Source organism: Streptomyces sp. NPDC045899, from assembly GCF_056431485.1.
In genome coordinates this window covers 85,481-109,305 of record NZ_JBWKKP010000008.1, presented here as the reverse complement: position 1 = coordinate 109,305, position 23,825 = coordinate 85,481, and the positions used below count along the sequence as shown (strand labels likewise).

Here is a 23,825-nt window from a genome sequence, read left to right as displayed (position 1 = left end):
CGTGCTTTCATCAGATCGGCCCAACACCGCCCCCCGGATGGTTCCCTTCCCGGGCCGCCCGGTCGCGGGGCCGGTCCGAATCTATGCTGAGCACATGAGCGCACACCCCGGCATCGACCGCGGCCACACCGATGACCTGATGTCCTTCCTCCGCGCCAGCCCATCGCCGTACCACGCGGTGGGAAATGCCGCTCAGCGCCTGGAAAAGGCAGGTTTCCGGCAGGTCGAGGAGACCGCCGCCTGGGACGGCGAGGCAGGCGGGCGGTATGTGCTGCGGGGCGGAGCGATCATCGCGTGGTACGTGCCGGAGGGGGCGAGCCCGTCCACTCCGTACCGAATCGTGGGTGCTCACACCGACTCTCCCAATTTGCGGGTCAAGCCGATTCCCGACACCGGGGCGCACGGCTGGCGCCAGATCGCCGTGGAGATCTACGGCGGCGCCCTCCTCAACACCTGGCTCGACCGCGACCTCGGCCTCTCCGGCCGGATCACCCTCAGAGACGGCTCCCACCGGCTGGTCGCCGTCGACCGTCCACTGCTGCGGGTGCCCCAGCTCGCGGTGCATCTGGACCGGTCCGTCAACAGCGAGGGCCTCAAGCTGGACAAGCAGCGCCATATGACGCCGATCTGGGGCCTGGGCGAGGTCGAGGAGGGCGATCTGCTCCGCTTCGTCGCCGAGGAGACCGGTGTCGCGGCCGATGAGATCGGCGGCTGGGACCTGATGGTGCACAGTGTCGAGCCGCCCGCGTACCTCGGGCGTGACCGCGAACTGGTGGCCGGTCCCCGGATGGACAACCTGCTCTCGGTGCACGCCGGTACGGCCGCGCTGGTGGCCGCGTCCGGCCGGTCCGGTCTCGACGCCATCCCCGTGCTCGCCGCGTTCGACCACGAGGAGAACGGCAGCCAGTCCGACACCGGCGCCGACGGTCCGCTGCTCGGCAACGTCCTGGAGCGCTCGGTCTTCGCCCGCGGCGGCGGCTACGAGGAGCGGGCACGGGCCTTCGCGGGCAGCGTCTGCCTCTCCTCCGACACCGGGCACGCCGTCCACCCCAACTACGCCGAGCGCCACGAGCCCGGCCACCACCCACGTCCCAACGGGGGTCCCATCCTGAAGGTGAACGTCAACCAGCGCTACGCCACCGACGGCGCCGGGCGGGCCGTGTTCGCCGCCGCCTGCGAGCGCGCCGGGGTGCCCTGGCAGAGCTTCGTCTCCCACAACTCCATGCCGTGCGGCACCACGATCGGCCCGATCACCGCCGCCCGTCACGGCATCTCCACCGTCGACATCGGCGTGGCGATCCTGTCCATGCACTCGGCGCGCGAGCTGTGCGGGGCGCAGGACCCCAGGCTGCTCGCCAAGGCGCTGACCGCATTCCTGGAGGGCTGAGTGCACTTCTCCCTGCTGGGCCCCGTAACGGTGACCAACGGCCCCCCGGCAGCGGCCGTCGAGGTCCCGTTGGGGGCGGCCAAACGGCGCAGCGTGCTGGCCATGCTGCTGCTGCGGCCCAACTCGACGGTCTCCATGGAGCAGTTGATCTCCAGTCTGTGGGAGGAGGAGCCGCCCGCCCACGCCAAAACCGTCATCCAGGGGCACGTCTCCCGGCTGCGAGCGGTGCTGGCCGAGCACGGCGCCGGTGAGCTGGGCGTCGAGCTCAACACCCATGGCTCCGCCTATCTGCTACGGCTGCCCGAAGGGCTGGTCGACGCCCAGCGCTTCGACCACCTGGTCTCCAGCGCCCAGCCGGAGACCGCCCCGGCCGACGCCGTCCAGCTGCTGAGCCAGGCGCTCGGGCTGTGGCGCGGTCCGGCGCTCACCGGGACGGTGGCCAGTCCGCCGTTCGCCGCCGCGGCCCACGCCCTGGAGGAGCGGCGGCTGACCGCCGTGGAGGCGCTGGCCCGGGCGTACGGGGCCCTCGGCGAGCACGACCGGGCCGCGGGCGTACTGCATCCCGCCGCCGTCGCCCAGCCGCTGCGCGAGGGGCTGATCGCGGACCTGATGCTGGCGCTGTACCGCACCGGACGGCAGTCCGACGCGATCGCCTGGTTCCACCGCACCCGGGAACTGCTCGCCGACGACCTGGGCGTGGACCCGGGGGAGCGGCTGACCTCCGCGTACCAGGAGATCCTGCGGGCCGGACCGGTCGCGGACACCGGCCGCGGCGGCAGCGACGGCGCGGGGCAGCCCGTGGCCCAGCAGGCGGCCGCCGCCCCCGCCCATCCGGCCGCCGCCCCCGCGGCCGCGACCGGCGGACCGGTGCCCGAACTCCTCCCCCGGCCCCCGGCCGGGTTCCTCGGGCGGACCGAGGAGCTCGCGGAGCTGACCCGGCTGACGCTGCCCGCCGAACCGGACCGCGGTTACGGCGGCGCCCCCGGCGGCTTCCCGTCCGAGGGCGGCATCACGCTCGTCACCGGCCCCGCCGGGGTCGGCAAGACCGGTCTCGCGGTGTACTGGGGCCACGCCTACGCGGGTGCCTTCCCCGACGGACGGCTCTTCGCGGACCTGCGCGGGTTCAGCGGCGGTGAGGCGGCGACACCGCTGGAGGTGCTGCGCGAGTTCCTGTACAGCATGGGCACGCCGCCCGACCAGATACCGTCCTCGCCGCAGGCCGCCTCCGCGCTCTACCGCTCGCTGGTCGCCCGGCGGCGGCTGCTGGTGGTGCTGGACAACGCGAGCAGCTCCGCCCAGGTACGGCCGCTGCTGCCCGGCGGTCCGCACTGCGCCACCCTGGTCACCAGCCGCAGCAGGCTCGACGGGCTGATCGCCACCGACGCCGCCCGGCCGACCCGGCTGCACGCCCTCGGACCGGAGGACGGCATCTCGCTGCTCGGCGCGCTGCTCGGCCCGGACCGGGTCGCCGAGGACCCCGCCGCCGCGCGGGAGTTGGTGGCCCTGTGCGACGGACTGCCGCTGGCGCTGCGCGCCGCCTCGGCCCAGCTGATGGCCCGGCCCCGCTGGCGGCTGGCCCGGCTGGCCACCGCCCTGCGCGACGAGCGGCGCAGGCTCGCCCTGCTGTCGGCGGAGGACGCGGGTGTGGCCGCCGCGCTGCGCAACTCGGTGGCCCGGCTCTCCGCGGACGACGCCGCGCTGCTGCGCACCCTGGGCACCGGCTTCGCCCGGGAGGTCAACACGGCGGAGGCGGCGGCGCTGTCCGGGGCGGATCCGGAGCTGATCCAGGACGCCCTGGACCGGCTCGCGGAGATGCACCTGCTGGACGAGGAGGCCACCAACCGCTACGTGATGAGCGATCTGGTGAAGCTCTTCGCCCAGGGCGACGGCAGCGGGGACGGGCCTCCGGGCGGGCTCCCGCGAGGCGGCTGACGCTGCTGACGGGCGGTGCGTCCGCCCGTCAGCACACCTGGTGACGACATCGGGAAGGAGCGTCCACGGGGCGCGTTAGCGGGGCGTTAGCGGTCCGGCAGCCGTGCGGCAGCCGGACGCCAGCGGGAGCGGACAGTCTTGAGACGTACCGCAGGAAGACCGCAGCACCGCTCACGTCACCCACAGGGGGAACCTCCGATGTCGATCGCCACTGTCAACGCCCGCACCGTCCGCACCGCCGTCGCCAGCGTGACCCTGATGGCCGCCGCCCTGACCCTCGCGGCGTGCAACAACGACGACGCGGACGGCGTCAAGCGCTCCGGCGCCGCCCAGAGTTCGGCCGCCGCCGACGCCGGCGCCAAGGGTGGCGACCAGCAGGACACGACCACCGGGGGCGCCGACGCCGGTGCCCAGGGCGGCGCCCAGTCCGGCAGCGACGGCAAGGCTCCCGCCCCGAGCGGCAGCGCCGGTGCGGACGGTGCGAGCGGCTCCAGCGGCAAGATCACCACCTGTGACCCGAGCAAGGTGTCGATGACGGTCTCCAAGGTCTCCCGGCCGATCAACCACCTGCTGCTGAAGGCGACCAACAACTCCGGCGTCACCTGCGACCTCCCGGGCTTCCCCGCGCTGCGCTTCGACGACGCCCAGGCGGCCACCCCCGAGGCGGAGGAGACCAAGCCGCAGGCGGTCGTCTCCCTCGCGCCCGGCAAATCCGGCTACGCGGGCATCCTCACCTCCAGCGCCGACGGCTCCGGCACCAACGGCACCAAGGTCACCGAGCTGAGCGTGTACCTCGAGGGCAAGGACGCCGCCACCTCCGTCTCCCTGCCCGGCGGCTCGGTCTACATCGACGACAGCGCGCAGGTCACCTACTGGCAGAGCGACAGCTCCGACGCCCTCGACTGGTGACCCGACGGGCGGTATCCGCCCGCACCTGACCCGGGCAGCCGACGTCCCCCTCGGCTGCCCGTCTGGACGACGGCCCCCGGCACCCCCTGCCGGGGGCCGTCCCGTCATATCCCGCCCCCGCGCCCCGCACGTCCCGCACCGACCGTCCCGCATGGATGTCCCAGCAGGTCACAGCGGTGGACCGGAACGGGACGTCCCAGGGGACACCGGTGCCCCCGCACCCCCCTTCCACCCGGCCGAAAGTGGATCCCGTCGCCACGGCGGATCGGCCCGGCGGCTCAACCGGGAGGCACCGGCGGACGGCCGGTGCCCATCGACAGGGGGATTCCGAGATGACGCACTCCACCGCGCAACGTCCAGGCCGGACCCTGCTGCGCACGGTCCTTCCCACGATCGTCGCGGCCGGTGTCGGCGCCGCCGGACTCGTGGGCTGCTCCGGCGGCAGCGGAGACGACGCGAAGGCGGACAAGGGCGACCGGGCCGGTGCCGCGGCGGGCAGGACGGCCGGGAAGAGCGCCCTGAGCCGTGACACCGGGGCCGGGTCCGGTGATCCGGGTCTGAAGCTGAAGACCACCAGCGGTGAGTTCGGCACCAAGGCGACGGCCACGGCCGACTTCCCCACCTGGGGCACCCGCTGGGTGGTCCACCAGACCGCGGACACCGGCTCCGCCTCGGTCGGGATGATCAACCAGGGTGCGGCGGGCCAGGACCGGATCACCGCCGACTACCAGGTCGACACCGGGCGCAAGGTCTGCGAGGACGGTGCCTGCTCGACCTACATGGCCCACATCACCGAACCGGTCAACGGCTTCCTCAGCGTCGTCGCGGTGGACATCCCGCAGGACTCGCTGCCCGGCGTGCCCGTGCAGAACGGCGGTCAGCCGCCGAAGCCGCCGCAGACCGGCGGCACCCGCGGCGAAGCCCTCCAGCGGGCCGCCGGCTGGCTCACCGCCAACGGCGGCACCCGGGTCCCGTACAGCCAGGCCAGGCTGTGGAAGGACGGCTACCGGCAGGACTGCTCGGGTTTCGTCTCGATGGCGCTGGGGCTGAAGGCCCCCGGCACCAACACCGTGGGGCTCACCGGCTCCGGTATCACCAGGCCGATCTCGCTGAACGAACTCAAGTCCGGTGATCTGCTCATCGACGCCTCGGGCGACAACAACACCCGCCATGTGGTGATGTTCGAGAAGTGGAACGACGCCGCCCACACCTCGTACACCTCCTTCGAACAGCGCGGCGACTTCGGGACGGACCACGCGACCCGGAAGTACGGACTGGAGCCGGGCAGTGAGTACAAGCCCTACCGTCCGCTGAAGTTCACGGACTGATGCGCCGGTTCACGGAGTGATCCGCTCCTGATCCGGTTCCTGTAACGAGCGGCACGTCCACCGTGGGGGTGTGGACGTGCCGCTCGCCATGTCCATGATCCACATGCTGCAATGGTGGACGTGCCAGCGCATCCGAACCGCCCGGAGAACCCACGCCGCAAACCACTCGCCCCGCTCCCCGGCCAACTCTCGGGACCGGTGCGGGAATTCGTGACCGCACTGCGCCATATGCATGGCGAACTCGGCCTGAGTCTGAGCGAGTTGGAACGCAGACTGCCTGCCAGCCGCTCCTCGCTCTCCCGCTACCTCCGTGGACAGAGCCTTCCCGACGAACGCCTCCTGGTCCAGTGGGGAAAGCTCTCGTTCACCGCCGAGGACCGGCTGCCCGAACTGGTGGCGCTGCTGCACCGGGCCAACGAGGCCGGCCCGGCCGACGGCGACGCCGCCGGGACCGCCGCGCCCGCCCGGGACACCGCCCGGCCGGAGGGCGGGACGCCCTCCCCGTCGCCGCGCGGACGGGCGCGGCTGGTCCTCGCGGCCGTCGGCACGGTCGCGGTCGTCGCCGCGGCCACGGTCACCGCCCTCGCCCTGCGCTCCTCCGGCGACGACTCCTCCGACCAGCCCGCCGCGGCGAAGGACAGCGCCCGGATCACCGTCCACAACGCCGAACGGGACTGCCGGACCAAGCGCACCCGCTACTGCGCGCTGGGCCTGGCCGAGGACCCGTACCTCGCCTACCGCCCGTCGAACATCGTGGACCGGGTCTGGCACGGTGACGTACTGCGCGCCGACTGCCGGATCGCCAACGGCGTCACGGTGACCGACGAGGCGGGCGGGCACAGCAGCATGTGGTTCCGGGTCAGCAAGGACGGCGAACAGGTGTGGATCCCGGCCATCCGGATCCGGGCCGACCAGGTGCAGTACACCAAGCTGCCCAACTGCCCCGGCTGACCGCCGCTGACCGGCAGTCCCGTCAGGCGGACTCGTCCATCCCGGCGAGCACCAGGGGCAGTCGTACCGCACCGCCCTCGGCGATCCGCACCGGAACGCCCCAGTCCTGCTGGTGCACATGGCAGGCCGGGTACTCGTTGGCGGGGTCGTCGTCGCAGGACGCGGCCATCGCCGAGACATGCAGCACGCCCTCGGTCACCCCGTCCGCCAGCACCAGGTCCCGGCTGAGGTCGGTGCCCGCGCCGTCGCCCCGGGCCAGCAGTCCGGGCGGGGTCGCGGAGACCAGCAGCCGGGTGGAGGGGCCATAGCGGGTGTCCAGCTTCTGCCCCGCGGGCGCCTGGAAGACCACGTCCAGCCGGAGCGTGCCCGGGGCGATCTCGGTGGCCGCGCGCTGCGTGCGGTGCGCCACCGCCGCCACCCGTACGGCCTCCTCGGGCAGTCGCAACCGGGTCAGCCGGTGCCGGGCCGACTCCACCACCACGATGTCCCGGTCCGCCAGGACCGCGCCGGACGGTTCGCGCAGATCGGTGGCGAGCGTGCTGACCTCGTCGGTGGCCGGGTCGTAGCGGCGCAGCGCGTGGTTGTACGTGTCGGTGATCGCGACGGAGCCGTCGGGCAGCGCGGTGACACCCAGCGGGTGCTGGAGCAGCGCCTGCGCGGCCGGCCCGTCCCGGTGGCCGAAGTCGAAGAGACCGGTGCCCACGGCCGTGCGGACGGCGAAGCCGTCGCCGTCCCGCTCCACCCAGCGGAGCGCGGAGGTCTCGGAGTCGGCGACCCACAGCCGGTCCCCGGCCGCGGCGAGCCCGGAGGGCTGGGCGAACCACGCCTCCCCGGCGGGCCCGTCGACCAGACCCTCGTTGGTGGTCCCGGCGGCGGCCCCGACCGTCCCGGCCTCCGGGTCGTAGGTCCACAGCTGGTGGACACCGGCCATGGCGATCCACAGCCGGCCGGCGAACCAGGCCAGGTCCCACGGCGAGGAGAGGTCCACCTCACGGGCGGAGCCCCCGTCGGGCGAGCCCTGCCACCACTGGCGGCCGGTTCCGGCGAGGGTGGTGGTCTCCCCGGTGGCGGGGTCGAACCGGCGCAGTGCGTGATTGACGGTGTCGGCGACGGCGACCGTGCCGTCGGGCAGCGCCGCGAGCCCCTGGGGCTCGCTGAAGCGGGCCCGCTCCGGGGCGCCGTCGGCCAGCCCCCGGGTGCCGTCACCGATCCGGCGCACCACGGTCTCGCCGTCCGCCGCCAGCTCCACGAGCTGGTGCCGGGTGGTGTCGGAGACCAGGAAGGTGCCGCCGGGCAGCGGGAGGGCCTTGCCGGGGAAGCGCAGCTCGGTGGGGACGGGCTCGGGGGGTACGTACGGCCCGTCGCCGCGGCGCAGCGTGCCCTTGGCCTCGTGCTCCGCCTCCAGCTGCGCCACCAGGGCCTCGAGGGCGTGGGCATGGCCCTCGCCCGCGTGCTGGGCGACCACATAGCCCTCGGGGTCGATCACCACGAGGGTGGGCCAGGCGCGCACCGCGTACTGCTTCCAGGTGGCGAGCCCGGGGTCGTCGAGGACGGGGTGGTGCACGCCGTAGCGCTCGACGGCGTCCACGACCGCCTGGTGTTCGGCCTCGTGGACGAACTTCGGCGAGTGCACCCCGATGATCACGACGGTGTCGCGGTGCTTCTCCTCCAGCTCGCGCAGCTCGTCCAGGACGTGCAGGCAGTTCACACAGCAGAACGTCCAGAAGTCCAGGATCACGATGCGCCCCCGCAGATCCGCGAGGGTGAGGTCATTACCGCCGGTGTTGAGCCAGCCGCCCCCGCCGATCAGCTCGGGGGCGCGGACGCGTGCACGTGGAGCCATATCCCCATCAAACATCAGCCCCCGGGGGTGGCATTCCCCCGGGGCCGGGCGGCGGGTGCGGGCAGCCCCAGCCTGCGGTCGCGGAGCACCGGGAGATCGGTGCGGACCTGGTCGACACGGCCCGGGTCCAGCTCGACGGTGAGCACCTCCTCGGCGGTCCCCGCCTCGGCGACCACCTCGCCCCAGGGGTCCACGACGACGCTGTGCCCGGCCTGCTCCACCCCGGCGTGGGTGCCGGTGGAGCAGCAGCCCAGGACGTACGCCTGGTTCTCCACGGCGCGGGCGCGGTTCAGCAGCCGCCAGTGCTCGCGGCGGCGGGCGGGCCATCCGGCCGGGATCACCAGAACCTTCGCCCCGGCCTCGGTCAGCAGCCGGAAGAGCTCGGGGAACCGGAGGTCGTAGCAGATGGCCAGGCCCAGGGTGGCGTCCCGCGGGCCGGTGGTGACGATGTCCTGGCCGGCGCCCATCATCACGGCCTCGCCCTCGTCGAAGCCGAAGAGGTGGATCTTGCGGTAGGTGCTCACCAGGGCGCCGTCGGGGGAGAAGACCAGGGCGGTGTTGTAGAGGGTGCCGTCAGGGCTGCGTTCGACGAGGGAGCCCGCGTGCAGCCAGACCCCGGCGTCCCGGGCGGCGGCGGCCATGGCGCGTGCGGTGGGGCCGTCCAGCGGTTCGGCGCCGCTGACGAAGGAGTCGTAGGCGAAGGCCCCGAGCGTCCACAGTTCGGGCAGCACCACCAGATCGGAGCCGCCCTGGGCGCGGACGATGTCCGCGGCGCGATCACGGCGGCTTTCGGCGGACTCGTCCGGGTCTACGCGGATCTGGACCAAAGAGGCTCGCACACTACCACCGCTCCCAGCGTTGGAGACCGTCAACCGGGCCTACGATCGGACCCGAAAGCACTGCCCCGGCACTCGCGGGCAGCGTAACTTGAAGCCACACACCAGCACCCAGCCCGCGCACCAACCGCCCGAGGGGTCCCGTGACCGTCCATTCCAGCCTTCAGACCTCCATCGACGCCTGGACCCATTCCATCGACGCTATATCGGAGTTGGTGAATCCGCTCGTCGAGAACGAGTGGAACCGCCGCACCGAGTGCCCGGGATGGTCGGTGAGGGACGTCGTCTCGCATGTGATCGGACTCGAGTGCGAGATGCTCGGCGACCCCCGTCCCATCCACACGCTGCCGCGCGACCTGTTCCACGTCACCAACGAGATGTCGCGGTACATGGAGGTCCAGGTCGACGTCCGGCGCTGCCACACGGCACCCGAGATGACGTCCGAGCTGGAGTACACGGTCATCCGGCGGTCCCGTCAGCTGCGGAACGAGAAGCGGGAGCCGGACACCGTGGTGCGCGTCCCCGGCTTCCCCGAGATGACCCTCGAAGCGGCCCTGGCGCGGCGGGCGTTCGACGTCTGGGTGCATGAGCAGGACCTGCGCCGGGCGCTGAACCGGCCCGGCAACCTGGACTCCCCCGGTGCCCTCATCGCCCGGGACACCCTGCTGTCCGGGCTGCCGAAGGTGGTCGCCAAGGACGCGGGCGCCGCGCCCCACTCGGCGGTGGTCTTCGATGTGCACGGTCCGCTGGAGTTCATGCGGACCGTCCGGGTGGACGCGGACGGCAAGGGCAGCATCGACGGCAGCGTCTCGCTCGGCCCGACCGTGACGCTCACCCTGGACTGGGAGACCTATCTGCGGCTGGCCTGCGGGCGGGTGCGGCCCGAGGCGGTCACCGAGCGGGTGAAGGTCGAGGGGGACCAGCAGCTCGCCGAGGCGATCCTCGACCACTTCGCGCTCACGCCGTAGCCCCTCCGGACGGCCGTCACGCCGGTACGTGCACCGCCTCGACGCGGCTCGCCACGACGCGTTCGCGCTCCCGGCGGTGCGCGCGCCCGCGCAGCCGCAGCACCTGGGAGACGCCCAGCGCCTGGAGGACGAAGACCGAGGCGAACGCGATCCGGAAGTTGTCGCCGGTGAGGTCCAGCAGCACCCCGACGGCCAGCAGCGTGGTCATGGAGGCGGTGAAGCCGCCCATGTTGACGATGCCGGAGGCGGTCCCCATCCGCTCCGGCGGGTTGGCCGGACGGGCGAAGTCGAAGCCGATCATCGACGCCGGACCGCAGGAGCCGAGCACCACGCACAGGGTGATCAGCAGCCACAGCGGGGCGTGGGCGGACGGCCAGGCCAGCACGGAGCCCCACAGCAGGGCGGTGGTGGCGACGGTGCCGAGCGCCAGCGGGGCGCGGGCGGCGTGGTGGCGGGCGATGACCTGACCGTAGATCAGGCCGATCACCATATTGGAGAGCACCACCAGGGTCAGCAGCTCACCCGCCGTGCCGCGGGACAGCCCCTCGGCCTCGACCAGGAACGGCATCCCCCACAGCAGCAGGAAGACCATGGCCGGGAACTGGGTCGTGAAGTGGACCCACATACCCAGCCGGGTGCCGGGCTCCCGCCAGGCGGCGGCGATCTGACGGCGGACGAAGCCCTTGCCGCCGCGCGGCGCGGCCACCGGTTCGTACCCCTCGGGGTGGTCCTTGAGGAACACCAGCACCAGGACGAGCACGACCAGTCCGCCGACCGCGCTGCCCGCGAAGGTCGGGGTCCAGCCCGCGTCGTGCAGGGCCCGGGCGATCACCAGGGTGGAGATCAGGTTCCCGGCCATCCCGATCAGCGCCGCCACCTGGCCGATCAGCGGTCCGCGCCGGGCCGGGAACCAGCGCGAGCCCAGCCGCAGCACACTGATGAAGGTCATCGCGTCCCCGCAGCCGAGCAGCGCCCGCGCCCCCAGCGCCATCGGGTACGAGTGGGAGAGCGCGAAGGCGAACTGCCCGGTGGTGAACAGCGTGGCGCCGAGCGCCAGCACGGTACGGGTGCCGAGCCGGTCCACCAGCAGCCCCACGGGTATCTGCATCCCGGCGTAGACCAGCAGTTGGAGGATGGAGAAGGTGGACAGCGCCGAGGCGTTGACGTGGAAGCGCTCGGCGGCGTCGATACCCGCCACCCCGAGGCTGGTGCGATAGGTGATGGCGATGAAGTAGACGCCGACGCCGAGGCCCCATACGGCGACGGCGCGGCGCCCTCCGGGTGGGTCCCCGGGCAACCGGGCGGTGGTCATCGGGCCTCACCCCGGGCCAGGTTGTTCACCCAGCTGATGTGGCGCTGCACGGTGGCGGAGGCCGAGCGCGCGTCCCCGGCACGCAGGGCGGTCAGGATCTCGGTGTGCTCGGTGATGTTCTTGGCGATGCGGTCCGGCTCGGCGTGCATGGTGGCGACCCCCATCCGCAGCTGCCGGTCACGCAGCTGGTCGTAGAGCTGGGCCAGGATGCCGTTGCCGGCGGCCCGGACGATCTCGGCGTGGAAGCAGCGGTCGGCGACCGCGAACGCGGCGAGGTCCCCCGCCGCCGCATGCCCCTTCTGCTCCTCCAGCAGCTCCTCCAGCCGGCGCAGCAACGGCTCCCCGGCGGGCACCACCTTGGCGACCGCGTGCTGCTCGACCAGCAGCCGGGTCTCCACCACATCCGCGATCTCCTGTGCGGAGACCGGCAGCACCAGGGCGCCCTTCTTGGGGTAGAGCTTCAGCAGCCCCTCCGCCTCCAGCCGCAGCAGCGCCTCCCGCACCGGCGTCCGCGACACCCCCACGGCCTCGGCCAGCTCCCCCTCGCTCAGCAGCGTGCCGCCCTCGTAACGGCGGTCGAGAACGGCCTGTTTGACGTGGATGTAGACGCGCTCGGCGGCGGGCGGCGGCTTGATCGCCGTGTCAGTGGGACTCATGATGCGCACATCATAGATACATCAGGTATGCACACGGATCCCCCGTCCGCGATACGGACGCCGCGGACACTCGTGACAACGCCACGGCCCGCCTGCGCGGGCAGGCGGGCCGTGGCGGTGAAGCGGGGTCAGCCCCAGGTGATGAGGCGCTTGGGGCGCTCCAGGACGGCCGCCACGTCAGCGAGGACGCGGGAGCCGAGCTCGCCGTCGACCAGGCGGTGGTCGAAGGAGAGCGCGAGGGTGGTGACCTGGCGCGGCTTCACCTCGCCCTTGTGGACCCACGGCTGGAGCTTGACGGCGCCGAAGGCGAGGATCGCCGACTCCCCCGGGTTGAGGATCGGGGTGCCGGTGTCCACGCCGAAGACGCCGACGTTGGTGATGGTCACCGTGCCGCCGGACATCGCGGCCGGGCTGGTCTTGCCGTCACGGGCGGTGGAGACCAGCTCACCCAGGGCGGACGCCAGTTCGGGCAGGGTCCTGGCGCCCGCGTCCTTGATGTTCGGCACGATCAGACCGCGCGGTGTGGCCGCCGCGATGCCCAGGTTCACGTAGTCCTTGTAGACGATCTCCTGGTTCGCCTCGTCCCAGGAGGCGTTGACGTCCGGGTTGCGCTTGATGGCCACCAGCAGGGCCTTGGCCACCAGCAGCAGCGGGTTGACCCGCAGCCCGGCCATGTCCGGGTCCTGCTTGAGGTCGGCGACCAGCTTCATGGTGCGGGTGACGTCGACGGTCACGAACTCCGTCACATGCGGCGCGGTGAAGGCGCTGCTGACCATGGCCTGTGCGGTGGCCTTCCGGACGCCCTTGATGGGCACCCGGCGCTCCCGGGCCCCGGGGGCCACGGCCTCGGCGGCGGCGGGAACGGCGGTGGGCGCCTCGGCCGTGGGCACGGCCTGGGCCGCCGCGTGGACGTCCTCACGGGTGATGATCCCGTCCGGACCGGTCGGGGTGATCGAGGCCAGGTCGATGCCCAGGTCCTTGGCCAGCTTACGGACCGGGGGCTTGGCCAGCGGACGGGCGGCGCCGATGCGGCCGTGCCCGTTGAGCTCGGGCTCGACCGGGGCGGGCGCCGGGGCCTGGGCCCTGGGCGCGGCGGCCGGGGTCGCGGGCGCGGTGCGCGGCTGCTGCCCCGGCACCGGCTTGCGCGGACGGCGCTTGGTGGAGGCGGGCGCCGCGCCGTAGCCGACCAGGTTGGCCTGGCGGCCCTCCGGTTCGGCCGGCTCGGCGGCGGATGCGGCGGGCTCGGCGGCGGGCGCGGGCGCGTCACCGGCGCCCGGCTGGGTGTCCACCGAGATGATCACGGTGCCCACGTCCACCGTGACACCCTCGCCGAAGCGCAGTTCGTGCACCACCCCGTCGAAGGGGATGGGCAGCTCCACGGCGGCCTTGGCGGTCTCGACCTCGCACACCACCTGGCCGTCCGAGACGGTGTCGCCCGGGGCCACGAACCACTTGAGGATCTCGGCCTCGGTGAGCCCCTCGCCCACGTCGGGCATCTTGAACTCACGGAAGCGCTGTTCGACTGCGGTCATCGTCACGATCTCCTCAAGCCCTTCAGTACGCCAACGCACGGTCTACGGCGTCGAGCACCCGGTCAAGCCCCGGCAGGTACTCGTCCTCGAGCCGCGACGGCGGGTACGGCGCGTGGAAGCCGCCGACCCGCAACACCGGAGCCTCAAGGTGATAGAAGCACCTCTCGGTGATCCGTGCGGCGATCTCCGCACCCGTGCCCAGGAAGACCGGTGCCTCGTGGACCACGACCAGGCGCCCCGTCCGCTCGACGGAGCCCTGGAGGGTGTCGAAGTCGATCGGGGACATCGACCGCAGGTCCACGACCTCGACCGACTTGCCCTCCTCGGCGGCGGCCGCGGCGGCGTCCAGGCACACCTTCACCATCGGGCCGTAGGCCGCCAGGGTGAGGTCGGTGCCCGGCCGCGCCACCCGGGCGGCGTGCAGCGGGGCGGGGATCGCCGAGGTGTCGACCTCGGACTTGTCGTGGTAGCGGCGCTTGGGCTCGAAGTAGATCACCGGGTCGTCGCTGCCGATGGCCTGCTGGAGCATCCAGTAGGCGTCGGAGGCGTTGGACGGCGAGATCACCTTCAACCCGGCGACGTGCGCGAACAGCGCCTCGGGCGATTCGCTGTGGTGCTCCACCGCACCGATGCCACCGCCGTACGGAATGCGGATGACGACCGGCATCTTGACCTTGCCGAGCGAGCGCGCGTGCATCTTGGCGAGCTGCGTGACGATCTGGTCGTAGGCGGGGAAGACGAATCCGTCGAACTGGATCTCCACCACCGGGCGGTAGCCGCGCAGCGCCAGACCGATCGCGGTGCCGACGATGCCGGACTCGGCGAGCGGGGTGTCGATCACCCGGTCCTCGCCGAAGTCCTTCTGGAGGCCGTCGGTGACCCGGAAGACGCCTCCCAGCTTGCCGACGTCCTCACCCATGATGAGGACCTTGGGGTCGTTCTCGAGCGCGGTGCGCAGCGATGCGTTGATCGCCTTGGAGAGCGACATCTTCTCGGCTGCCATGTCAGATGCCTTCCTCAGCGGTGACGAACGAAGCCTGGTACGCGGCGAACTGGGCCCGCTCCTCGTCGACCAGGGCGTGGCCGTCGGCGTACGTGTGCTCGAACATGGCCAGGTCGTCGGGGTCCGGCATGGCACGTACCGCGTCACGAACCCGCTTGGCCAGTGCGTCGCTCTCCCGCTCCAGACCGGCGAAGAACTCCTCGTCGGCCAGTCCCTGCTTGGTCAGGTAGGTGTGCAGCCGCAGGATCGGGTCCCTGGTCTCCCACAGCTCGCGCTCCTCGGCCGAACGGTAGCGCGTCGGGTCGTCGGAGGTGGTGTGGGCGCCCATGCGGTAGGTGAACGCCTCGATGAGCATCGGGCCCTGGCCGGTGCGGGCCCGCTCCAGCGCGGCCCGGGTGACGGCGAGGCAGGCCAGCACGTCATTGCCGTCCACCCGGACGCCGGGGAAGCCGAAGCCCTGGGCGCGCTGGTAGAGCGGCACCCGGGTCTGGCGCTCGGTCGGCTCGGAGATGGCCCACTGGTTGTTCTGGCAGAAGAAGACGACCGGGGCGTTGTAGACGGCGGAGAAGGTGAAGGACTCGGCGACGTCGCCCTGGCTGGAGGCGCCGTCACCGAAGTAGGCGATCACCGCGGAATCGGCGCCGTCCTTGGCGATGCCCATGGCGTAGCCCGTGGCGTGCAGCGTCTGGGAGCCGATGACGATGGTGTAGAGGTGGAAGTTGTTGCTGTTGGGATCCCAGCCACCGTGGTTCACCCCGCGGAACATCCCCAGCAGATTGGTCGGGTCGACACCCCGGCACCAGGCCACACCGTGTTCCCGATACGTGGGAAAGACGTAGTCGGAGTCGTTGAGTGCCCGGCCGGAGCCGATCTGCGCCGCCTCCTGGCCCAGCAGCGAGGCCCACAGGCCCAGCTCGCCCTGGCGCTGCAGGGTGGTGGCCTCGGCGTCGAACCGGCGCGTGAGCACCATGTCGCGGTAGAGGCCGCGCAGCTCGTCGGGGGTGAGGTCGATGGAGTACTCGGGGTGTTCGACCCGCTCGCCCTCGGGGGTCAGCAGCTGTACGAGATCGGTCTGGCCCGCCGCCTTCTTCTTGGCGTTCCCCGCACTCGTGCGCTTGGCTCCGCTGCGGCGCGGCTTGCGCGCGGCAGTGCTCTCCACGGTCACGTTGCTCCTCCGTCTGTCCGGCCTCCGGGATCCGCCGGCGGCCAGTTGCGGCTCGCCCGTTCATGACGACGGCGCACGGGGTGGGTGCGTCGAAGCCCGACCGGGCGTGACAGGTTTCCCGGCGGCTGGTCCTGCAAAAAGCACGTTACCCAGTGCATCGCATATCTACGAAACCCCACCTGACCTGCAATTTTGCTTGGATTTCCAAGTAAATCGCGCCGATGGGGACACATCCACTGGTCACAGCCCCGCAGTCCGCCGGACAAGCGCACGGTATCCCGCTGGACAAAGGCACGGGAAGAGTTGGTGTGTGAGACTGGATCCGTGCGCGATGAAGGAAAAATCAGGATTTTCCTACTCGACGACCATGAAGTCGTACGGCGCGGCGTCCGGGAGCTCCTCGCGAGCGAGCCGGATATGGAAGTGGTCGGCGAAGCGGGCACCGCGGCCGACGCGCTGGCCCGGATCACGGCCACCCGTCCGGATGTCGCCGTGCTCGACGTCCGGCTGCCGGACCGCAGCGGGGTCGAGGTCTGCCGGGAGATCCGCTCGCGCGACGAGTCCGTCCACTGCATGATGCTCACCTCCTTCGCGGACGACGAGGCACTGTTCGACGCCATCATGGCGGGTGCCTCCGGATATGTGCTCAAGGACATCCGGGGCGGCGAACTGCTCGCCGCGGTGCGGGACGTGGCCGCGGGCCGCTCCCTGCTGGACCCGGTGGCCACCGCCCGGGTGCTGGACCGGCTGCGCGGCGGTGTCGCCAAGCCCGACGACCGGCTGGCCTCGCTCACCGAGCAGGAGCGCCGGATCCTGCTGCTGATCGGGGAGGGGCTGACCAACCGGGCGATCGGCGAACGGCTCCATCTCGCCGAGAAGACGATCAAAAACTATGTCTCCAGTCTGCTCTCCAAGCTGGGCATGGAGCGCCGCTCGCAGGCCGCCGCCTATGTGGCCCGGATGCAGGCCGAGACCCAGAAGCACTGAGGCCCCGGAGCGCCTGCCGCCGGCGCCCGCCCCTCCCCGCACCGACCCGCCCCCCTGGTACACCTGCGCGCCCGGTCCGTGACGCCGCGTGATCTAACATCTGGCAAGTGCCGCGCTCACATGTCACATCCGCCGAGCCCGCTCCCGACGGGGCGACGCTGAGCGACCTGCTCCGCCGCTACGACGGCACCGGTGAGGCGCTGTCCTGCCGCCCGCTCACCCAGGGACTGCTCAACCGCGGCTACCACCTGACCACCACCCGCGGCCGCTTCTTCCTCAAGCACCACCTGGACGGCGACCGCGCCGCCATCATCCGCCAGCACCGGGCCACCCAGCGGCTGGAGGCGCTCGGCCTGCCCGTCGCCCCGCCCGTCGCCGACGCCCACGGGAACACCGTCGCGGTCATCGGCGGGCGCTGCTACGCCCTGCACCCCTGGGTGGACGGCAGACACCGGGACGGCGGTGAGCTGACCGCCCCCCAGTGCTGGCGGCTCGGCGGACTGCTCGGGGTCGTGCACACCGGCCTGGAGCGGGTGATGCGCACGCGGTCGCACGATCCGCAGCCCCCGGATCCCTCGGCCGCCCCCGAGGACACCTTCGCCGTCATCGACGAGCTGCTGGCGCTGGTCCGCGGCCACCGTCCGCGCGACACCTTCGACGAGCTCGCCGAGCACCGGCTGGTCGAGCGGCGGAGCCTGGTCGAGCGGTACGCCCACCGGCGGCCGGAGGCGGTCCCGGTCACCGGCTGGGTCCATGGTGACTTCCACCCGCTGAACCTGCTCTACCGCGATACGGAACCGGCGGCCATCGTCGACTGGGACCGCCTGGGGGTGCATCCGCGCGCCGAGGAGGCGGTCCGCGCTGCCGCGATCTTCTTCGTACGTCCCGGGGGCACCCTGGAGCTCCCCAAGATCCGCTCCTACGCCCGTGCCTACCGCTGTACGGCGGGCGCGGGGGCGGGCGAGATGGCCGCCGCCGTCCACCGGGTGTGGTGGGAGCGGCTCCATGACTTCTGGATGCTGCGCTGGCGCTACCAGCGCGGGGACCGCCGTGCCGATCACCAGTTCCCGGCGGCCGCGGCGCTGGTGGTGTGGTGGACGCGGGAGTACGAGGCGGTCCGGGACGCCTTCTGCGACTGACCCGGCGACCGCCGGCCACCCCGGCAGTCGTCCGGAAACGCCGGACGGCCGGGGCACCGGGCCCCGGCCGTCCGATCACGTCTCCCGCGGTGGATCAGCCCACGTCGCTGGCGTCGTCCGTCGGCAGGTCCGGGGTGCTCGGCTCGTCGGTCGGCTCTTCCGGCGGCGTGGTGGTCTCATCGTCGTCGGGCGTGGTCTCGTCGTCGGTCGGCTCGTCCGAGGGCTCGTCCGACGGCTCGTCGCTCGGCTTGTCCGTGGGCCAGTCGTCGGAGTACGACGGCTCCGGGTCCTGGCTCGGCGTCCAGTCGTCGTCCGTGTCGTCGGTGCTGTCCTCGGACGGCGTCGTGTCGGACGGCTCGTCGCTCGGCTTGTCCCTCGGCTTCGAGGTCTCCTTCTGCTGCTCGGTCGCCGGGGGCTTGTCCGGCGTGTTCCCGCCGCCCTTCTTCCCGGCCTGGAGGGCGAAGGCGACCCCGGCCATGATGGCGATCACCGCGAGCGCGGCGATCAGCCACACCTTGCCGCGGCCCTTGCGGCGTCCGCCGGAGCCGTCGTCGTACCCGCCGTAGCCGTCGTCGTCATCGCCGCCGCGGGTGGGGATGAGCGGCTGCTGGGAGGTGTCGCCGTGGCCCGGGTGCGGCAGCGCGGTGGTCGCCCCGACGCCGGGCATGCCCATGGCGGGGGTGGAGCCGCCCAGGTGCTGGGTGACCGGACCGGTGTTCCACATCCCGGTGTGGCCGCCCGCCTCGTGCAGCATCTGGAGGGCGTACTGCACCAGCCCGCGCATCTCCTCGGCGCTCTGGAACCGGTCGTCCGGGTCCTTGGCGAGGGAGCGCATCACCAGACCGTCCAGCTCCGGCGGCACCTGACCGCCGGAGCTCTCCGACGGCGGCACGGGGATGTCCTGGACGTGCTGGTAGACGACGGACAGCGGGGTCTCGCCGGTGAAGGGCGGACGCAGCGCCAGCAGCTCGTAGAGGAGACAGCCGGTGGCGTACAGGTCGGAGCGGTGGTCCACGGCCTTGCCGAGGGCCTGCTCCGGGGAGAGGTACTGCGGGGTGCCCATGACCATGCCGGTCTGGGTCATGGTGGACTGCGCGCCGTGCAGGGCGCGGGCGATACCGAAGTCCATGACCTTGACGGCGCCACTGTTGGTGATGATCACGTTCGCGGGCTTGATGTCACGGTGCACGATGCCGTGCTGGTGGCTGTAGGCCAGCGCCTCCAGCACCCCGGAGACGATGATCAGCGCCTGGTCGGGCGGCGGCGCCTCGGCGTTCAGCAGCAGATCGCGGATGGTCCGGCCCTCGACCAGCTCCATGACGATGTACGGCACGGTGCTCTGGCCGACGACGTCCTCGCCGGAGTCGTAGACCGCGACCACGGCGTGGTGGTTCAGCCCGGCGACGGACTGTGCCTCGCGGGTGAAGCGGGCCTTGGAGACGGGGTCCTCGGCGAGGTCGGCGCGGAGCAGCTTCACCGCGACCGTACGGCCGAGCCGCAGGTCCTCGGCGCCGAACACCTCGGCCATACCACCGCGGCCGAGGCGGTGGGTCAGGCGATATCGCCCATCACCGACGAGCCCTCCGTTGCCCCACAACTCCGGCGAGTCGGACATTCCGGACCCGCTGGCCTCAGGTTCGGAAGGCCCCTGGGCGCTCTGGGTCTGTGCCATCGGTCCTCGCCGTCTCGTTCTCGGTGGGGGTCTGGTCTACATCGCCCCGCCCACGGGCGGTACGGTTCCTGCTAGGCACGCTACAGGCATCGCGCCACGCTTCGGTTGTGATGGACCGGCCATCAAACCTGTTCGCGGTGAAGCGATGCAAATCGCGTGACGGGTTCTTGCGCATCCGGTCACGGAACGGGCACGCGGCTTGACGTGTCCGTGGCCTCGGGCAGACTTGGCCACGATATCCAGAACTTGAAGATCAATGCGTTGAAACGTGCGCGTCAGAACAGTGGGTGCGCCGAGGGGGATGCAGGAATGAGCCAGCAGGGCGCACCGGGCCGATACCAGGGGCGATCCCTGGCGAACGGCCGCTACGAACTCCGTGACCTGCTGGGCGAGGGCGGCATGGCCTCCGTTCACCTGGCCTACGACTCGGTGCTGGACCGCCAGGTCGCCATCAAGACCCTCCACAGCGAACTCGGGCGCGAGCAGTCCTTCAGGGAGCGTTTCCGCCGCGAGGCGCAGTCTGTTGCGAAGCTCACGCACACCAACATCGTCTCGGTATTCGATACGGGCGAGGACTCGCTCGACGACGCCCTGATGCCGTACATCGTCATGGAGTACGTCGAGGGCCAGCCGCTGCGTTCGGTACTGGACGCCGACGTCCGGCAATACGGCGCGATGCCGACCGAAAAGGCGCTGAAAATCACCGGCGACGTCCTGGCGGCGCTGGAGATCAGCCATGAAATGGGGCTGGTCCACCGGGACATCAAGCCCGGTAACGTGATGATGACCAAGCGTAATGTGGTCAAAGTCATGGACTTCGGTATCGCCCGCGCCATGCAGTCCGGTGTGACCTCCATGACCCAGACCGGCATGGTCGTGGGCACCCCGCAGTACCTCTCCCCCGAGCAGGCGCTGGGCCGCGGCGTGGACGCCCGCAGCGATCTGTACTCGGTGGGCATCATGCTCTTCGAGCTGCTGACCGGGCGGCTGCCCTTCGACGCGGACTCCCCGCTGGCCATCGCCTACGCGCACGTCCAGGAAGAGCCGGTCGCGCCGTCCACGATCAACCAGTCCATACCCCCGGCGGTGGACGCGCTGGTCGCCCGCGCGCTGAAGAAGAACCCGAACGAGCGCTTCCCCACCGCCGAGGCGATGCGCGACGAGTGCGCCCGGGTCACCCGCACCGGCCAGACCGGTGCCACACCGATCATCATCAGCGGTGGCCCCCCGGCCCGCAGCGGCTCCGGTGTCGGCTCGGCGGTCTTCCCGCCGGTCGACCAGCAGCACGCCGCCCCGGGCCAGAGCGGGGTCCAGACGCCGTACCAGCCGCCGCAGCCCACCGGCCAGTTCGGCGCCTTCGGCCCGTCCACCCCGACGCCCACCCAGGCCGTGGGCCAGCAGGGCTTCCAGACCCCGCCGCCCGCGTACGGCGGAGGGGCCGCCACCCCGCCGCCGTACAGCCTCAGCCCCTCCCCGGCGCCCTCGAACGGGGGCGGTGGCAACGGCAACAAGCGCGTGATCATCGGTTCCGCCGTCGTCGCGGCGATCGCGGTCCTCGCCCTGGTCCTGGTGATCGCTCTCAGCGGGGGCGACGGCTCGAAGGACGATGAGAGCAAGGAGCCCACCAAGAAGCCCACCGCGACCCCGGCAGGCTTCCGGATGGGCGACAAGACCAAGACCATCGAAGTCGAGAAGTGCACGGACGCGTCCGAGGACTCGTCCCACAAGGGCAGCTACTGGGTGCCCGACTTCCAGAACAAGTACATCGACTCCGTCAAGAAGTGCATCCAGCGGGCGGGTTGGAAGTACCGGGTCACCACCGAGGACGAGAACCTCTGGGGCAAGGGCACGGTCCTCAACTACACGTACCGGAACTACGAGCCGTACAACCCGGACACGGACACCATCGAGCTGACCGTCTCCACCGGTATGCCGGACGACTGATCCGCACCGGCTCGCGGCGCAGACGACGGCGGGCCGCTCCGGGCACGTGTCCCGGGGCGGCCCGCCACGCTTTCCAGGGCGCGGAACCCGTCAGAGATACGGGCCCGAACGGGCTCCGCCGTGCGGCGGTGTCCCGAACTCGCCGTCCTCGGGGCCGACGCCCGGCGGCAGCGCCCGGCGCATCTGCTCCAGCTGGGCGCGGGCCGCCATCTGCTGGGCGAACAGCGTCGTCTGGATGCCGTGGAAGAGACCCTCCAGCCAGCCGACCAACTGCGCCTGGGCGATACGCAGCTCCGCCTCGGTGGGAACCACGTCGTCCGTGAAGGGCAGCGACAGCCGCTCCAGCTCCTCGATCAGCTCGGGCGCCAGCCCGTCCTCCAGCTCCTTCACCGAACTGGAGTGGATCTCCTTGAGCCGGACCCGGCTGGCCTCGTCGAGAGGTGCCGCCCTGACTTCCTCCAGAAGCTGCTTGATCATGCTGCCGATCCGCATGACCTTCGCCGGCTGTTCGACCATGTCCGTCACGGGAACCTCGCGCGACTCGTCGTCACCACTGCCCTCGCCAGGAGTGACACCGCCGAGCGCCATGCCGTCCGGACCGACGACCAGGACGTGCGGGCTCTCCTGCGAGCGTTCGTTCATCGGCTGGTTCATACCCCCATTGTTCCGCACCGGCACCTGGTACGGAGGGCGAGGGGGGACCCGGCGGCCCCGGATACCCCACCGGGGATTCACCGGCGGCGCAGCCGCAGCCCCAGGAACGCCAGCCCCAGCCCGAGTCCGGTCAGCGCCAGCCCGGTGCCCAGCGGCAGTACCCGCATCGCCCGGCCGGACGGCTCGGCCGCGGTACGGCCCGTCTCGTACCGGCGCTGCGGCGGCGCCAGCTCCCGGGCCATCGGCGGCCCCTCCGTCTCCGGCGGGGTCAGCCCGGACGGTGTCCACCGGGGCACCAGCTGCCAGGACCGGCCGCCCTCCCCCTCCTCGCTGAACCCGCCGTCGTCGGCGGGGGGCGAGGCGGCGGGCGGATCGGTCCGGCCCGGGTGCGTACGGCCCTCCCCGGCGTGGGTGCCCGCGAGCCCGCCGTCGTCGGCCCGTGCCACGGGGGCCGACGACAGCACGGCCACCACGAGCAGGGCCGCGGGAAGGGTGCGGAGCGCAGGGGTCACGGTCGTCACTCTCCCGTGCTGAACCGGTGCGTAACGGGTTCAGGTTCACACAGGGGTGCGAACTGGGCATTCCAGGCACCGCTGTCCGTGTTCCGGCCCGGGTCAGACCGTGAGCAGCACCTTGCCCACATGCTCACCGGAGTCCAGCAGCCGGTGCGCCTCCGCGGCCTCCCGCATCGGCACCGTACGGTCCACGACCGGACGGACCCGGCCACTGCCGATCAGCGGCCAGACGTGCTCCCGCACCGCCGCGACGATCGCCGCCTTCTGCGGCAGCGAACGGCCCCGCAGCCCGGTGGCCATCACCGCGCAGCTCTTGGCCAGCAGGGTGGCGAGGTTGAGCTCGGCCTTCACCCCGCCCTGGAGGCCGATGACGGCCAGCCGGCCGTTCACGGCGAGCGTCTCCACATTCCGGGCGAGGTACTTGGCGCCGACGATGTCCAGGATGACGTCCGCCCCCGCACCGTCGGTGCCCCGGCGCACCTCCTCCACGAAGTCCTGCTCGCGGTAGTTGATGAGGATGTCGGCCCCCAGCTCACCGCAGGCCGCCAGCTTCTCCGCGCTCCCCGCGGTCGCCGCGACCCGCGCCCCGACCGCCTTCGCGAGCTGGATCGCCATCGTGCCGATCCCGCTGGAGCCGCCGTGCACCAACAGCGTCTCGCCCGGCCGCAGATGGGAGATCATGAAGACGTTCGACCATACGGTCGCGGTCACTTCGGGCAGCGCCGCCGCGGTGACCAGGTCGACCCCCTCCGGCACCGGCAGCACCTGCCCCGCCGGAACCACCACCCGCTCCGCGTAGCCGCCGCCCGCGAGCAGCGCGCACACCTCGTCCCCCACCGCCCAGCCGGTGGCACCGGGGCCCACCGCGGCGATCCGGCCCGAACACTCGAGACCCGGATGGGAAGGGGCGCCGGGCGGCGGCGGATAGACGCCCTGACGCTGCAGCAGATCGGCGCGGTTGACACCACCGGCCACCACATCGATGAGGACTTCCCCCTCACCGGGCACGGGGTCGGGCACCTCCGCCCACAGAAGCGCTTCCGGTCCGCCGGGTTCGGGAATCGTGATCGCATGCATGGCCGCGAGGCTACT

Annotated in this window: 20 protein-coding genes; 9 read left to right on the top strand and 11 right to left on the bottom strand. The window is 72.0% G+C overall.

The window, feature by feature from the left end:
• Positions 1–94 precede the first annotated feature (94 nt).
• The 5 genes from AC07FT_RS14380 (at position 95) to AC07FT_RS14360 (ending at position 6,507) form a co-directional block, all read left to right on the top strand.
• Positions 95–1,387, top strand: coding sequence for a M18 family aminopeptidase (locus AC07FT_RS14380; RefSeq protein WP_471192201.1), 1,293 nt, complete (start codon positions 95–97; stop codon positions 1,385–1,387).
• The gene (locus AC07FT_RS14375) at positions 1,388–3,319 is read left to right on the top strand and encodes an AfsR/SARP family transcriptional regulator (RefSeq protein ID WP_479176491.1); all 1,932 of its coding nucleotides are present in this window, start codon (positions 1,388–1,390) and stop codon (positions 3,317–3,319) included.
• Between the two features lie 198 nt (positions 3,320–3,517).
• Positions 3,518–4,228, top strand: coding sequence for a DUF4232 domain-containing protein (locus AC07FT_RS14370; RefSeq protein ID WP_479176490.1), 711 nt, complete (start codon positions 3,518–3,520; stop codon positions 4,226–4,228).
• 332 nt (positions 4,229–4,560) lie between these two features.
• On the top strand, positions 4,561–5,556 hold the full coding sequence (locus AC07FT_RS14365) for an NlpC/P60 family protein (protein WP_479176489.1): 996 nt from the start codon (positions 4,561–4,563) through the stop codon (positions 5,554–5,556).
• Positions 5,557–5,754: 198 nt separating this feature from the next.
• Positions 5,755–6,507, top strand: a complete 753-nt coding sequence (locus tag AC07FT_RS14360) for a helix-turn-helix domain-containing protein (protein ID WP_479176488.1) — start codon at positions 5,755–5,757, stop codon at positions 6,505–6,507.
• Positions 6,508–6,529: 22 nt separating this feature from the next.
• On the opposite strand, the gene AC07FT_RS14355 is transcribed toward AC07FT_RS14360, so the two are convergent.
• Both AC07FT_RS14355 and AC07FT_RS14350 read right to left on the bottom strand, forming a co-directional pair.
• The gene (locus AC07FT_RS14355; RefSeq protein ID WP_479176487.1) at positions 6,530–8,350 is read right to left on the bottom strand and encodes an NHL domain-containing thioredoxin family protein; all 1,821 of its coding nucleotides are present in this window, start codon (positions 8,348–8,350) and stop codon (positions 6,530–6,532) included.
• A 14-nt stretch (positions 8,351–8,364) separates the two neighbouring features.
• Positions 8,365–9,189, bottom strand: a complete 825-nt coding sequence (locus tag AC07FT_RS14350) for a carbon-nitrogen family hydrolase (protein ID WP_479176486.1) — start codon at positions 9,187–9,189, stop codon at positions 8,365–8,367.
• A 140-nt stretch (positions 9,190–9,329) separates the two neighbouring features.
• Between AC07FT_RS14350 and AC07FT_RS14345 the strand changes: the two genes are divergently transcribed.
• Positions 9,330–10,154 (top strand): maleylpyruvate isomerase family mycothiol-dependent enzyme, encoded by an 825-nt coding sequence (locus AC07FT_RS14345; protein ID WP_479176485.1) that lies wholly within the window; start codon positions 9,330–9,332, stop codon positions 10,152–10,154.
• A 16-nt stretch (positions 10,155–10,170) separates the two neighbouring features.
• On the opposite strand, the gene AC07FT_RS14340 is transcribed toward AC07FT_RS14345, so the two are convergent.
• The 5 genes from AC07FT_RS14340 to pdhA form a co-directional block, all read right to left on the bottom strand.
• Entirely contained in the window at positions 10,171–11,466 is a 1,296-nt protein-coding gene (locus tag AC07FT_RS14340; RefSeq protein ID WP_479176484.1) for an MFS transporter, read from the bottom strand.
• Positions 11,463–12,122 carry a GntR family transcriptional regulator gene (locus AC07FT_RS14335; protein ID WP_479176483.1) on the bottom strand — a complete coding sequence of 220 codons (660 nt, stop codon included), beginning with the start codon at positions 12,120–12,122 and terminating at the stop codon, positions 11,463–11,465. The genes AC07FT_RS14340 and AC07FT_RS14335 overlap by 4 nt, the downstream gene beginning before the upstream one ends.
• Before the next feature lie 128 nt (positions 12,123–12,250).
• On the bottom strand, positions 12,251–13,654 hold the full coding sequence (locus tag AC07FT_RS14330) for a dihydrolipoamide acetyltransferase family protein (RefSeq protein WP_479176482.1): 1,404 nt from the start codon (positions 13,652–13,654) through the stop codon (positions 12,251–12,253).
• Positions 13,655–13,676: 22 nt separating this feature from the next.
• The gene (locus tag AC07FT_RS14325; protein ID WP_254751811.1) at positions 13,677–14,657 is read right to left on the bottom strand and encodes an alpha-ketoacid dehydrogenase subunit beta; all 981 of its coding nucleotides are present in this window, start codon (positions 14,655–14,657) and stop codon (positions 13,677–13,679) included.
• A gap of 1 nt (position 14,658) precedes the next feature.
• Entirely contained in the window at positions 14,659–15,822 is a 1,164-nt protein-coding gene (pdhA, locus tag AC07FT_RS14320; RefSeq protein ID WP_479176481.1) for a pyruvate dehydrogenase (acetyl-transferring) E1 component subunit alpha, read from the bottom strand.
• A gap of 324 nt (positions 15,823–16,146) precedes the next feature.
• Here pdhA and AC07FT_RS14315 point away from each other — a divergent pair, with 324 nt between their 5' ends.
• Both AC07FT_RS14315 and AC07FT_RS14310 read left to right on the top strand, forming a co-directional pair.
• Entirely contained in the window at positions 16,147–16,809 is a 663-nt protein-coding gene (locus tag AC07FT_RS14315; RefSeq protein ID WP_431772051.1) for a response regulator, read from the top strand.
• 107 nt (positions 16,810–16,916) lie between these two features.
• Positions 16,917–17,948: a phosphotransferase gene (locus tag AC07FT_RS14310; RefSeq protein WP_479176480.1), complete on the top strand. Its 1,032-nt coding sequence runs from the start codon at positions 16,917–16,919 to the stop codon at positions 17,946–17,948.
• 94 nt (positions 17,949–18,042) lie between these two features.
• Here AC07FT_RS14310 and AC07FT_RS14305 read toward each other — a convergent pair whose 3' ends face one another.
• Positions 18,043–19,620: a protein kinase domain-containing protein gene (locus tag AC07FT_RS14305; RefSeq protein WP_479176479.1), complete on the bottom strand. Its 1,578-nt coding sequence runs from the start codon at positions 19,618–19,620 to the stop codon at positions 18,043–18,045.
• A 309-nt stretch (positions 19,621–19,929) separates the two neighbouring features.
• Here AC07FT_RS14305 and AC07FT_RS14300 point away from each other — a divergent pair, with 309 nt between their 5' ends.
• Positions 19,930–21,564, top strand: coding sequence for a Stk1 family PASTA domain-containing Ser/Thr kinase (locus tag AC07FT_RS14300; RefSeq protein ID WP_479176478.1), 1,635 nt, complete (start codon positions 19,930–19,932; stop codon positions 21,562–21,564).
• A gap of 90 nt (positions 21,565–21,654) precedes the next feature.
• Here the strand turns inward: AC07FT_RS14300 and AC07FT_RS14295 are convergent, their stop codons facing one another.
• The 3 genes from AC07FT_RS14295 to AC07FT_RS14285 form a co-directional block, all read right to left on the bottom strand.
• Complete coding sequence (locus AC07FT_RS14295) at positions 21,655–22,218, bottom strand: bacterial proteasome activator family protein (protein ID WP_479176477.1); 564 nt, start codon at positions 22,216–22,218, stop codon at positions 21,655–21,657.
• Between the two features lie 77 nt (positions 22,219–22,295).
• A complete protein-coding gene (locus tag AC07FT_RS14290; RefSeq protein WP_479176476.1) occupies positions 22,296–22,730 on the bottom strand; it encodes a hypothetical protein in 435 nt (144 codons plus the stop codon).
• A gap of 102 nt (positions 22,731–22,832) precedes the next feature.
• Entirely contained in the window at positions 22,833–23,810 is a 978-nt protein-coding gene (locus AC07FT_RS14285; RefSeq protein ID WP_479176475.1) for an NAD(P)H-quinone oxidoreductase, read from the bottom strand.
• Positions 23,811–23,825 lie beyond the last annotated feature (15 nt).